10 protein-coding genes are annotated in these 13111 nt (G+C 40.9%); 8 read left to right on the top strand and 2 right to left on the bottom strand.

The genetic code is table 11. The features are described from left to right. Positions 1-156: 156 nt before the first annotated feature. From DC498_RS04805 to DC498_RS04780, 6 genes are all read left to right on the top strand, one after another. Positions 157-1254 (top strand): cyanophycinase, encoded by a 1098-nt coding sequence (locus DC498_RS04805; RefSeq protein WP_165813755.1) that lies wholly within the window; start codon positions 157-159, stop codon positions 1252-1254. 92 nt (positions 1255-1346) lie between these two features. Next, positions 1347-1799, top strand: a complete 453-nt coding sequence (gene dtd, locus DC498_RS04800) for a D-aminoacyl-tRNA deacylase (RefSeq protein WP_116873008.1) — start codon at positions 1347-1349, stop codon at positions 1797-1799. A gap of 82 nt (positions 1800-1881) precedes the next feature. Beyond that, a complete protein-coding gene (locus DC498_RS04795; RefSeq protein ID WP_116873007.1) occupies positions 1882-2883 on the top strand; it encodes an AAA family ATPase in 1002 nt (333 codons plus the stop codon). Positions 2884-2946: 63 nt separating this feature from the next. Next, positions 2947-3867 (top strand): DUF58 domain-containing protein, encoded by a 921-nt coding sequence (locus DC498_RS04790; protein WP_116873006.1) that lies wholly within the window; start codon positions 2947-2949, stop codon positions 3865-3867. Between the two features lie 20 nt (positions 3868-3887). Then, positions 3888-4802 (top strand): hypothetical protein, encoded by a 915-nt coding sequence (locus DC498_RS04785; protein WP_165813754.1) that lies wholly within the window; start codon positions 3888-3890, stop codon positions 4800-4802. Between the two features lie 187 nt (positions 4803-4989). Beyond that, positions 4990-5997: a vWA domain-containing protein gene (locus tag DC498_RS04780; protein ID WP_116873004.1), complete on the top strand. Its 1008-nt coding sequence runs from the start codon at positions 4990-4992 to the stop codon at positions 5995-5997. Here the strand turns inward: DC498_RS04780 and DC498_RS04775 are convergent. Together DC498_RS04775 and DC498_RS04770 are read right to left on the bottom strand one after the other, a co-directional pair. After that, positions 5994-6704 carry a LytR/AlgR family response regulator transcription factor gene (locus DC498_RS04775; protein ID WP_116873003.1) on the bottom strand — a complete coding sequence of 237 codons (711 nt, stop codon included), beginning with the start codon at positions 6702-6704 and terminating at the stop codon, positions 5994-5996. The genes DC498_RS04780 and DC498_RS04775 overlap by 4 nt on opposite strands. A gap of 3 nt (positions 6705-6707) precedes the next feature. After that, the gene (locus DC498_RS04770) at positions 6708-7781 is read right to left on the bottom strand and encodes a sensor histidine kinase (RefSeq protein ID WP_116873002.1); all 1074 of its coding nucleotides are present in this window, start codon (positions 7779-7781) and stop codon (positions 6708-6710) included. Between the two features lie 142 nt (positions 7782-7923). Between DC498_RS04770 and DC498_RS04765 the strand changes: the two genes are divergently transcribed. Further along, positions 7924-9681: an ABC transporter ATP-binding protein gene (locus DC498_RS04765; protein WP_116873001.1), complete on the top strand. Its 1758-nt coding sequence runs from the start codon at positions 7924-7926 to the stop codon at positions 9679-9681. Between the two features lie 334 nt (positions 9682-10015). Further along, positions 10016-12940, top strand: a complete 2925-nt coding sequence (locus tag DC498_RS04755) for an ATP-binding protein (RefSeq protein ID WP_116872999.1) — start codon at positions 10016-10018, stop codon at positions 12938-12940. The last annotated feature ends 171 nt before the right edge of the window (positions 12941-13111 follow it).

The raw sequence follows: 13111 nt of genomic DNA, 5'->3' as shown, positions 1-13111 counted from the left end.
GCTGCAGTTACTTCCGCCGCAAAACTATTTTCTTCCAAACGTACATGAAATTTTTCATTCATAAAATACACAAAGGATGAATGAAAAATTTTATGGGAGTTCCTCTTGGCTAAAAACAACAATAAATATTCAAGAGAAATTTACAAATCAATGTTAATGCTGCTGTATCAGAGGTATATTGCACAGGAAATTTACCTTTTTTCAACGATATCATCTGTATATAATATCAAAATTGTGACGCATTTTATTCGAATCAGTCTTTTAATCTGTAGCAGCCTGTTTTTCAGGCTTTCTATTGCCCAGGTTAAACCCGGTTCAATGGGGCGAACAGGTAATGGTGCTGATATAACTACAAAAACCACGGCAGGTACTGCATTAATTGGGGGTGGAGGTAATGTGCCCGGCGCTTTTAAGTGGATGATAGCCAAAAGCGGCGGTGGTGATGTGGTGGTGTTAACTGCCTCTGCCAATGATGGTTATACTAAGGATATTTATATGCTGGGAGGTGTAAATTCCGTTGAAACACTTAATATAGTCTCAAAAGAGCTGGCGGATAATGATACGGTAGCCATGACGGTTAGAAACGCTGAAATGCTTTTTATTGCAGGTGGTGACCAGTCGCGGTATATGAATAACTGGCGTGGCACAAAATTGAATGCAGCTATTAACTATCTGCTAAACGAAAAAAATGTGCCGGTTGGCGGCACAAGCGCGGGCTGCGCCATACTTACCGGTTTATATTACAGCGGCGAAAACGGCAGTGCCGTTGCTGATTCTTCCTTGCTCAACCCGTATAACAACAGGATTACACTGTATAATAATGATTTTTTACAGGCGCCTTTTTTGCAGCAGGTAATAAGCGACCAGCATTATCTTGCCCGCAAACGGGAAGGCAGGCATGTAGCCTTTCTTGCGCGTATCAGTAAAGATTTCAAAATATATCCCAGGGGCGTTGCGCCGGATGAACGCACCGCCATTTGTATAGATGAGAATGGCGTAGCGACTGTTATAGGCGAAAGCAAGGCGTATTTTATTATTACGGATAAGTCAAAAATGCCTGAAGTTTGCGAGCCGGGAAGATCTTTGCAATGGAAGCAAAAGGAACAGGCATTAAAAGTATACGAAATACAGGGGTCCGCCACGGGCAACGGCAGTTTTTCAGTTGCAGACTTTGATGTTTCCAGGGCAACTGGCGGCAAATGGTATTGGTGGTGGGTTGATAAAGGGAAATTGTTTAAGAAAGAAATGGAGTGAGCGTGCAAAAATCTTTATTCATGCATTCGTGTTAATCATTGGTTCATCCATATATTCAGTATGCTATTACAAAAAAGGAAATTATTTAACTTATGAGAGCAGTTTTACAACGTGTTTCACATGCATCGGTGGTAGTGGATGGTAATACCACCGGCGCCATACAGAATGGCTTGCTGGTGCTGATGGGTATTGAAGATGCTGATACTACAGAAGACATTGAATGGCTGAGCGGCAAAATTGTAAGCATGCGTATTTTTAATGATGATAATGGCATAATGAATGTTTCTGTAAAAGATGCAGGTGGCGATATACTTTTGATCAGCCAGTTTACATTGCATGCATCAACAAAAAAAGGCAACCGCCCATCATATATACGTGCAAGCAAGCCTGATTTTGCCATTCCTTTATATGAAAAAATGATAGCACAGCTTGAAAGTGATCTCGGCAAAAAGATACAAACAGGCATTTTTGGGGCAGATATGAAAGTATCACTTTTGAATGACGGTCCTGTTACAATAACCATTGATACTAAAAATAAAGAGTGATATTGCGGAATTTTTGGCAAAGGCTTTGCAAAACAGAAGTATCATTCTCCTAATTTAGCTTAATAAACAACTATTCATACACATGTTACAAACGGCAGAAGATATAAAAGCGCTGAATCAAAGAATACAGGTGACAGCGGCATTTGTTGACAGGCTGGAAAGTGAAATATCAAAAGTGATTGTAGGGCAGCATTATATGGTAAGCCGCCTGCTTATCGGCCTGCTGAGCAACGGGCATGTACTGCTTGAAGGTGTGCCCGGTCTTGCTAAAACATTATCCATAAAATCGCTGTCGCAGGCGATCAATGCAAAATTCAGCCGTATACAATTTACGCCAGACCTTTTGCCCGCCGATGTGATCGGCACCATGATATATAACCAGCAAAAACATGAATTTGTGGTTCGCAAAGGTCCCATCTTCGCCAACTTTATATTGGCAGATGAAATTAACCGTGCGCCGGCAAAAGTGCAAAGCGCCCTGCTGGAAGCCATGCAGGAGCGTCAGGTAACCATTGGCGAGAGCACCTATAAATTGGATGAACCGTTCCTCGTGCTGGCTACACAAAATCCTATTGACCAGGAAGGAACTTATCCATTGCCGGAAGCACAGGTTGACAGGTTTATGCTGAAGGTGTTGATCAATTATCCAAGCAGGCAGGAGGAGCAACTGATTGTAAGACAAAACCTGTCGGGTGTAAAACTGCCGGAAGTAAAACCTGTGGTGAGTGGTATGGAAATTCTACAGGCACGAGACCTGGTTCGCCAGATCTATATGGATGAAAAAATTGAAAACTATATTCTTGATCTTGTTTTCGCTACCAGGGAGCCGGCTAAGTTCAATCTTGATAAACTAACACCCCTGATTGCCTACGGAGGATCTCCCAGGGCGTCCATCAATCTTGCACTGGCATCAAAAGCTCATGCGTTTATTAATAAGCGCGGGTATGTTATTCCTGAAGATGTGAGAAGTATAGCTAAAGATGTGATGCGCCATCGTATTGGCTTAACATACGAAGCAGAAGCGGAAAATATTAATGCAGAGAATGTGGTGGATGAAGTGCTGAAAGCTGTGAATGTACCGTAAGAAAGGTACAAGGTGTAGGGTTTAAGGCCTTACACCTTATACCCTGCACCTTAATTTAAGGATTTGAAAAAAAGAGCACATACTAAAAGCAAAGACGATGACACTTTAAGTGTAGCGGAGATATTGAAAAAGGTAAAAGAGCTGGAGATTAAAAGTAAAAAACTTACTGCCAACCTTTTTACCGGTGAGTATCATACTGCATTTAAAGGAAGAGGCATGTCATTTAAGGAAGTGCGGGAATACAGCGCCGGTGATGATGTGCGCTTTATTGACTGGAATGTTTCCGCGAGAATGAATCAGCCTTTCAGCAAGATGTTTGAGGAAGAAAGAGAGTTGACAATGATGCTGCTGGTTGACATCAGCGCAAGCTCTTTATTCGGCACTGTTCATCAGCGAAAAAAAGATTTGATAACAGAAGTCTGCGCCGTGCTTGCTTTCTCAGCGGTGAATAATAATGATAAGGTTGGGGTAATATTTTTCAGTGATAAGATCGAGTTCTACATCCCTCCTAAAAAAGGAAGAGAGCATGTATTATATATTGTTCGCGAACTGCTTACTGTTAAACCTAAAAGTAAAGGAACCAACCTTAATGAAGCAGTAAGGTTTTTTAATAATGCAGTAAAGCAAAAAAGCATTGCCTTTATACTGAGTGATTTTATGGTGGAGCAATATGATGACCCGCTGCGTGTTGCCGGAAGCCGGCACGATGTGATTGGCATTAAGGTATATGATAAAATGGATATGAATTTGCCTGAAGTAGGATTGATGCAGATTGAAGACCTTGAAACCGGTGAACGGCAGTGGATAGATACCAATGATAAAATGGTTCAGTATAATTATCACCAGCAGTTTGTACAGAATGAAGAAGCCTGTAAAATCTCATTCCGCAAATCAGGCGCTGACCTTTTGTATTTAAGAACAGATGAGGACTATGTAAAAGTGCTGCAGAAATTTTTCTTAAGCCGCATGAAACCTGTAAAATGATTTTTGTTGGTGAGACAAATATGAAGAAAGGAGAAAACATAAAAGCGATTGTACTGATGCTGGTATGCAGCTTATGTGCAACATTTTTATCTGCGCAACCTGATGCCACTATCAGCGCTACAATAAAGCAACCGCAATTGCTGATGGGCGATCAAACACAGCTGGTTGTGCAAACCACAACAACCGCAGATAAGCCAGTTACTCAATGGTTTAATTTGCCTGACACATTCAACCACATAGAAATACTCAGCCGCTCGCCAATTGATTCTTCATTACAGGGCAATACTAAAATATATCACCAGTCATTTACCATTACCTGTTTTGATTCAGGAATATGGGTAATCCCTCCGCTGGTTATTCATACGGGAAATAAACAAATCAGTTCTGCTCCGCTGGAGTTAACGATCGTTCCGGCCAAGCTCACCGATAGTACGTATCATGATATACGTGATATTATTGAAGTACCCGGACAAAAAACGCCCTGGTGGTATTGGGTATTGGCAATATTATCGGCTATACTGCCTGGTGTACTTGCATGGTTGTGGTGGAAACAAAGAAAACAAAAACCTGTTGTTGCACCTGTTAATACATCCGGGTTGCCATTACTGGAAGAAACCCTGCAGCGGCTGGGTAAATTAAAAGCGCAAAATTTTCCTGCAAAAGCGGAATGGAAAAAATATTATACTGAGCTGGCAAATATTTTTAAAGCATATTATGAAGGAAAGTTTCGTGATGGCGCTTTGCAGAAAACTACAGATGAGCTATTAATGTCGGTTGACCGGCATTTATCAAAAGAGTTGTTAAGCGAGCTGGCGGAAACGCTGAGGATGGCAGATGCTGTTAAATTCGCAAAGTATCAGCCTGATATCACCAGATCAACAACAGATATTGATATTATAGAAAAGAATGTGAAAAAACTGGATAATATAAAGTAGGTGTAGCCATAAATTCCAGCGTTTGCCTGCGGCGGATAATTTAGGTTGCAACCATTAAGGATTTGAGAAACATTAAGACCAATTAACCGGCACCCTCAATGCTCTTAATTTCTTAATGTTGTACAGAATGTACGAAAATATGAGTGCATTCGTGGCAAATAAGTTTATGAAACATTAACATAATATTTTGCTGAAGGAATATTTAGACCATATAGAATTCGCTTATCCACGGGTGTTATACCTGCTGTTGCTTATACCTATACTTGCAGGATGGTATATCAGCTATTCCGGCAAAACACGCGGCGCAATGAAGGTATCATCGCTCAGGAGCTTCCGTAATACCAATTCATTCAAAAGTAAATTGCGGCATATACCTTTTGTGCTAAGGATGCTGGCACTTGCAGGTATTATAACCGCGCTTGCCCGGCCTCAAACACATAATGATGAGAGGAATGTGGAAGGAGAAGGTATTGATATTGTTTTGTGCATTGATGTAAGCGGCAGTATGCTGGCGCAGGATTTTCATCCCAACAGGCTTGAAGCAGCCAAACGCGTGGCAGGAGAATTTGTTCAGCAACGGCCAACCGATCGTATCGGGCTGGTAATTTTTGCAGGAGAAAGCTTTACCCAATGCCCTGTTACCAGCGATCACGCTGTGCTGGAGCAGCAGATCATGCAGATAGACGGAGGTTTTTTGGTTGATGGCACTGCAATCGGCTCCGGGCTTGCAACAAGTGCAGACAGGTTAAAGAACAGTGAATCGAAAAGCAAAGTAATTATATTGCTTACGGATGGTGAGAATAATGGCGGACTGATAGACCCGGTTACAGCAAAAGAAATTGCAAAATCATTGGGTATTAAGGTATACACTATTGGTATCGGCTCTGATGGATATGCTACAACACCGGTTCCGGGGCCGGACGGAAGGGTAAGCATGCAGCAGGAAAAAGTAAATATTGATGAAACCCTTTTAAAACAGATTGCTGATGAAACAGACGGTAAATACTTTCGTGCAAAAGGTGATCAAAACTTATCTGATATTTACGGAGAAATAGATCAACTGGAAAAAACAAAAATTAATATAACCACAAACCGCAGGTATACAGAACGGTTTCATCCGCTTGTATTGATCGCTATTGGTTTTCTTTTTATAGAAATGCTGTTGCGGCTTACCGTATTCAGGCAATTCCCCTAGTTGTTCTTCTTCAAAAAGTTTTCCAGCGCCTCCTTATAAATTCTTCCTACAGGCACCTGGAAATTCTTCAGCATTATTTTATTTCTTTCAATGCGTACAATTTTATGCTTTGCTACTATAAAGGATTTATGTACCCGCATAAAATGCTTCTCAGGAAAAATATCATGCATTGATTTCACAGAGCCTTTTATTACTACTTTTCCACCTGCATGATGTATAATGGCATAGTCTTTCAGCCCTTGTATATGTGTAACATCATCAAAGTTCAATTTTATTTTTTGTACACCACTCTTCACAAAAACAGAGCCGAGCTGGCCGTCATCATTTTCTATTGAAGTATGCTGATCCTTAAGCGAAAAAAAATCTCTTGCCTTTTGTATTGCCTGCAAAAACCTTTCAAAAGAAACCGGCTTAAGCAGGAAATCAATTACGCCAAGCTCGTAACCTTCATAGGCGTAATCTCTGTACGCGGTAGTAAAAACAGTAACAGGAGGATTATCAAGTTTATTAAGAAAATCTATCCCGCTCATTTCCGGCATTTCAATATCAAGAAAAATAATATCGATTGCATTTGTTGCTAAGAAATCCAGTGCGGGAACAGCGGAATTAAATACAGCTTTCAGCTTAACAGTTCCTGATTTGCCGATATACTGTTCCAGTATATCACATGCCAATGGTTCATCATCAATAACAATACATGTAAGCATTCATTAAAAATTGAGTTGCAGAGATGCGCTGAATTTATCCGCATCTTCCTTTATTTCAAATACATATTTGCCCGGGTATAGTAAATCCAGTCTTTGTTGCAGGTTAGCAATCCCGATTCCTCCTTTTGCTATATTGCTTGGGTTTGCTGCTGAAACCGGCTTATCATTCTCAATAAAAAAACAGATGCCTGTTTCACGGATATCAATCCTGATCTTCATGCTTGTTTTGCCCGTCATTTTACTTACACCATGCTTAAACGCGTTTTCAACCAGCGGAAGCAATAATAGCGGGGCGATCACATGACTATTGGTATCTCCGTTCACTTCAAATATAATTGACGCGTTTTCCCGGTATCTCAGCTTTTCCAGTGCTATATAATTCTGCAGGTATTTGATTTCCCTTTCCAGTAAAACCTGCGCATCATCACTGTCGTAGAGCATATATTCCATCATATCTGACAGTTTTAACACCGTATCCGGAGCACTGTCAGATTTTTTAAGCGTAAGGGCATACAGGTTATTAAGCACGTTAAAAAGAAAATGCGGGTTAACCTGCGCTCTTAAAAAATTGACTTCAGCCTGCAGTTTTTCAACCTTTGTTTTTTGTAATAACCTCGTTTGCTCATACCAGTCAATGCTGAGCTTCAGGGCTACCATTATACCAATATACCAGAGTGTGCTGAAAAAATTATATGATATGGTTTCCCAGAAGCGATCTCTCCGCATGGGTCCCAGCACATAACCGTATAAAAAAATATCAAACAGGCTTTGCAGGATAAGATACCCGGTAATAGACAGCAATACGCCGGCAAAGTATTTAAGATATTTTCCTTTGATAAGATATTTTGGCAGCAGGTAATGTAGGTTAAGGTATGCAACAATGATGAGTAACCCGATCCTGAAACAAACGCAGGTGATGAATGAAGGTAACCCCGCTTTTACGATCATATATTTCTTCTCGTAAATAAAAAAAGCGGTAACCATTACCCAGTACGAAGCATGCACCAATGCATATTTAAGCGGTACATTTTTTCGCGATAACGGCAGGCGAATTGTTGTATTGAAGAAATCTGTCATAAACTGCAAATACAATCAGGAAATCCGTTTATGAAAAAATAATAGATTAACAACAACTTTTAAAGAAGAACGTTATCAAGTTACTTAAAATCATCGACTGAAGAGGCTTTCCCCCCGAATTCCCTAACTTTGCAGCTTCGTTATGTCAGAAACAAAACCCGTAAAAAAATTATTTGATTTTAGTTTGCTCCGCAGGGTTTTCAGTTATGCGTCTCCGTATAAAAAGCAATTGTATTTTTCCATCTTCCTGGCAATAGCGCTGGCTGTCATTTCGCCTGTTCGCCCCTGGCTTATACAATTAACGGTAGATAAATACATAAGGGGCGGATTAATCAATTGGGTTATCATCATCACCATTATACAAATTGCATTGCTGTTACTGGAAACCGCTATGCGCTTTTCTTTTTCGTTTATAACCGCATGGCTGGGGCAAACCGTGGTTAAAGACATGCGTACGGCAGTTTATAAAAAAATTGTGCATCTTAATCTCGGGCAGTTCGATAAAACACCTATAGGTACGCTCACTACAAGAACCATTAATGATATTGAATCCATTAATGATATTTTTTCAGAAGGATTGATACCAATAATCGCGGATCTGCTTTCTATTTTCGCGATCCTGGGTGTAATGTTTTATACCGACTGGGAGCTTACTTTAGTTTGTATGGCAGTATTACCCGTATTGCTGATAGTTACCTGGTGGTTCAAAGAAAGTGTGAATGTTTCTTTTCAGCGCGTAAGAAACGCGGTAGCGCAGCTCAATGCTTTTGTACAGGAGCACATTACAGGTATGAGCATTGTGCAGGCATTTGCTGCGGAAGACAGGGAATTTGCAAAATTCAAAAAAATCAACCGCGAGCATCGCAATGCCAATATCAAAGCCATTTTTGCATACTCCGTGTTTTTTCCGTTTGTCGAAATAATACTTGCCATTGCCATGGGGTTAATGATATGGTGGAGTGCGAAAGGAGCAATAGAAGGGGAAGCCACACTGGGGGTGATGATCGCCTTCATACTTTACCTCAATCTTTTATTTCGTCCGCTCAGGGTGATCGCTGATAAATTTAATGTACTGCAAATGGGCATGGTTGCCAGTGAACGTATCTTTAAAGTATTGGATAATCCTGATTTTATAGAGAAAGAGGGCGATTACGCTCCCTCAGACATGCAGGGTAAAGTTGCCTTTAAACATGTGTGGTTTGCGTATAAAGATGATAATTATGTGCTGAAGAATATATCTTTCACTATTATGCCTGGTGAAACAACGGCGCTTGTTGGGCATACCGGCAGTGGCAAAACATCCGTCATAAGTTTGATCAATCGCTTATATCATATTCAGAAAGGTGCCATTGAAATTGATGATGTGAATATCGAGGAATACAAGCTGAATATACTCAGGAGTAAAATAGGCATTGTTTTGCAGGATGTGTTTCTTTTCTCCGGATCTATTTATGAAAATGTAACATTGAGAAATGAATCCATTACAAGAGATCAGGTAATACGTGCGGCCAAACTTATCGGTATGCATGATTTCATTATGCAATTACCTGGCAACTATGATTATAATGTTATGGAAAGAGGTAGTACATTATCGCTCGGACAGCGGCAATTGCTTTCGTTTATACGTGCACTGCTCTATAATCCTTCCATACTTATTCTTGATGAAGCAACCTCCTCTGTTGATACAGAAAGCGAGCAGCTCATTCAACATGCGATTGATACATTGATTGAAGGAAGAACCGCCATCATTATCGCCCACCGTCTTTCCACCATCCGTAAGGCTGATAAAATATTAGTGCTTGATAAAGGGGAGATAAAAGAGATGGGTACCCACAGCGAACTCCTTGACAAAGCCGGATTTTACGCGAAGCTGTATGAAATGCAGTTTGCTAAAGTGTAGCGGAAGATAAAAGGCGGAAAGTGAAGAAAGGTATAGGATATGGGGACTTACACCTTGATGCTGTTACTATTACAAACGGTTATGATTGTAGCAGCAATGAATTTTATGATATCGTTTCCCGCATTTATATTCAGCATAATATTTTTAGCGCTATTTAGAAAAGACAGCCGCAGTGCAGTAAAAATATTTTTCGCTTTCTTTTCTGCAGGCATTTATTATAGCGTACGTATTATTGATAAATACAGGGTTGCAGTTGTTTTAATATAGCTTCATGCTAAGTTTTATTATATTTGAAATGATCTCCCGTTTCTTTTGCCCCAGATAAAACCCAGGCATGAAGTATACTATAGTTATATTGCTTTTATTCCTTTTTTGTATAAGCGCTTCATTTGGTCAACATGCGGGTACGGAACATGCTGTTGTCAGGCTCGGGAACAATATTACTTCACTGGAAAAATCGCCCTGGAAGTTTCATCCCGGCGATGATATTGAATGGGCAGATCCTTTTTTCAATGATGAAGGCTGGGACACAGCACGAATAAATTTTGGTGAAGAGCAGCTTCCTAAAAGCTGGACAGGTTTCGGGTGGTTTCGTGTATGGTTGAAGAAAGCTGATACTTCGCTCACTAACACATGGGGTATATACCTCAATCATGATGGCGCATCAGAAGTTTATTTTGATGGCAGGAGGATCATGTCATTGGGGAAGCTGGGCAAATCAAAAAAAGAATCTGTAGCCGAACGCAATCCTTATTTAACCATACCGCTTGCTATAACAGATACGTTACCGCATTTACTGGCTATCCGTTATTGCAATTATCATCATTACTATCCGGATTTTGTGGGCTTTCAGGCCTGGATCAGTGACCTGCATACCATGAACCAAAAGCAAAAATCTGACCAACGCACAATGGATCAGCTTTTGATGAGCGTTGGCGCTGCCTGTATTCTTATATTGCTGCATCTTTTATTATTTATATTTTACCCACGGCAAAAAATAAATCTCTACTACGTATTGTTTGTTGCCGTTGTGGCCATTGGTTTATATGCAAGGTATCAAACCATTGTTGCTGCCCATCCTGCCATGCAGATATTTTATACCCGTGTATTTATGGCGTTTGTAACGCTGCATTTAAGCTTTGGAGTACTCCTGCTTTATTATGCGGGCTATGGCTATATTCCACGTAAAAAAACAATCATCATGTTGCTGGCTTCTGTGCCCGTTGCAATATGGTCGGTTATTAACTGGCATTATGCCTGGTACAGCCCGTTCTGGACACAATTCCAGAAATGGCATCAGAATATATTTGTACTTATATTTTTTACTGATGCGATATTGATGTTATTGCGGGTCATACGAAAAGGAAATAAAAAGCTGTGGCTGTTAGTGGTGGGTATCATCTTATTTCTTTTGCTGGGCATTTTTATCGGCTCTAACCAGCTTGGCTGGTTTACACTTAAGCAGGTATTGGTTCTCTTTGGATGGGGTAACCTGTTGATGCCTGTAGCATTCTCTATTTACCTGGCAATGGATATCGCCTCTACCAACCGAAAACTGGCTGATCAGCTTAAAGAAAACGAAAGGCTTTCTTCCGAAAACCTGGCTAAAGAGCAGGAAAAAAACAAACTCATTTCCGAACAGGCAGAGCAACTGGAAAGAACAGTTTTGGAAAGAACCGCGCAGGTACGTGAGCAAGCGGAAAGACTAAAGGAAATGGATGCCGCGAAGTCACGCTTTTTTGTGAACCTGACACATGAGTTTAAAACGCCGCTTACGCTCATCATCAATCCTGCAAAAGAATTATTGAAACAACCCGATGCGGAGGCAGCCAGGCAATACGCCGGCTTTATTTTGCAAAACAGTGAAAGGCTGTTGCAGCTCATCAATCAATTGCTTGATCTGAGCCGCCTTGAAAGCGGGCAGATGGATATCAAATATCAAAACATTGATATCATAAAATGGCTGCAGGTGCATGTACAGCAGTTTGGCTCACTGGCCGATTACAGGAGCGTGCAGCTTGGCATTATCAATAACATACCCTCTTTACTTATTAAAACCGATATTGATAAACTGGAAAAGATCGTTCAGAATCTTATATCTAATGCAATTAAATTCAGCAATGCCAATGGCAGGGTTGATGTATTGTTTGAGAAGAAAGATGACGCATATATCGAGCTAACGGTCAAGGATAACGGCATTGGTATTGCCAAAGAAAAATTGCCATATATATTCGACAGGTTTTACCAGGTGGAAGCATCCGATACCCGGACAAGAGAAGGCGCCGGCATCGGGCTGGCATTGGTAAAAGAGCTCGCTGAACTGCTTGGCGGTTCCATCAGTGTGAGTAGTACAGAAAATGCAGGTACAACATTCTCTTTAAAACTTCCCTATATACCCGCAGAGAAAAACAGTATTGAAGGAGCGGCAGGGATAAATGAGATTATCTCAAAAGATCATATTGCTCTTTTATCAAAAGTAAGGGAGGAGGCAATTCAACATGCAGACACTGTTTTAATCGTTGAAGATAATGAGCAACTGCGGCAGTTCATGGAAATATCGTTGAAAGAAAGTTATACTATTCTTACCGCAATGAATGGCGCTGACGGCATAGAAAAAGCCATAGCACACATTCCCAACCTGGTGATCACCGACCTGATGATGCCTGTAAAAAATGGTTATGAGTTGTGCGATACTTTAAAAAAGGATGAACGTACCAGCCATATCCCGGTTATTATGCTTACTGCCAAAACGGACCAGGATAGCAGGATACATGGCCTCGAAACCGGCGCAGACGCTTACCTTCCCAAGCCTTTTGATAAACGGGAGTTGCTGGCGCAGATATCCAATCTTATTCAAACAAGAAACCGGCTCCGCGATAAATACAGTAAAAACAATAACTGGCTTTCCGGCAATATTGAATTACCCTCTATTGAACAGGCATTTTTAAACCGGGTGAAAGACGCGATCAATAATAATATTGACGATATACAGTTTGGCGCGGAACAGTTGGGTCGAGAAGTGGGGCTAAGCCGCACTCAATTGCACCGCAAGCTGAAGGATATTATTGACCAAAGTCCCGGCGAGCTGATCCGCACCATCCGTATGCAAAAAGCGCATGAGCTGTTGCAGAAAAACGTTGCAACCGTGGCAGAAGCAGGCTATATGGTTGGTTATGGAAATCCCGCTAATTTTTCAACCAGTTTTACAAAGCATTTTGGATATCCGCCGAGTGAGGTTGGGAAAGCCAGCAAGCGTTAAGTAATAAAACTATAGCAATTTCCACAGGTGATTACCTGATCAAAGGAAAATCAATGACACGCTTTGACTGGTTTGAAGAGACCATAGCAAGATAGAAAAGGTAAGTTCCCTGCAACCTGGAAGCCGCCATATAATATTGTGCCTGCAACAAATTCAAAACCTGGTGCAACA

It is taken from the genome of Terrimonas sp., assembly GCF_003075435.1.
In the GTDB taxonomy this organism is placed as follows: domain Bacteria; phylum Bacteroidota; class Bacteroidia; order Chitinophagales; family Chitinophagaceae; genus Agriterribacter.
The sequence above is the reverse complement of the archived record's forward strand: the minus strand, read 5'-3'. Positions and strand labels throughout refer to the sequence as shown.

Excerpts from the sequence above, each read along its gene's own strand:
- DC498_RS04795 (WP_116873007.1), top strand. The coding sequence starts at position 1,882 with ATGTTACAAACGGCAGAAGATATAAAAGCGCTGAATCAAAGAATACAG.
- DC498_RS04755 (WP_116872999.1), top strand. The coding sequence starts at position 10,016 with ATGAAGTATACTATAGTTATATTGCTTTTATTCCTTTTTTGTATAAGC.
- DC498_RS04785 (WP_165813754.1), top strand. The coding sequence starts at position 3,888 with ATGAAGAAAGGAGAAAACATAAAAGCGATTGTACTGATGCTGGTATGC.
- DC498_RS04765 (WP_116873001.1), top strand. The coding sequence starts at position 7,924 with ATGTCAGAAACAAAACCCGTAAAAAAATTATTTGATTTTAGTTTGCTC.
- DC498_RS04805 (WP_165813755.1), top strand. The coding sequence starts at position 157 with ATGCTGCTGTATCAGAGGTATATTGCACAGGAAATTTACCTTTTTTCA.
- dtd (WP_116873008.1), top strand. The coding sequence starts at position 1,347 with ATGAGAGCAGTTTTACAACGTGTTTCACATGCATCGGTGGTAGTGGAT.
- DC498_RS04770 (WP_116873002.1), bottom strand. The coding sequence starts at position 7,781 with ATGACAGATTTCTTCAATACAACAATTCGCCTGCCGTTATCGCGAAAA.
- DC498_RS04775 (WP_116873003.1), bottom strand. The coding sequence starts at position 6,704 with ATGCTTACATGTATTGTTATTGATGATGAACCATTGGCATGTGATATA.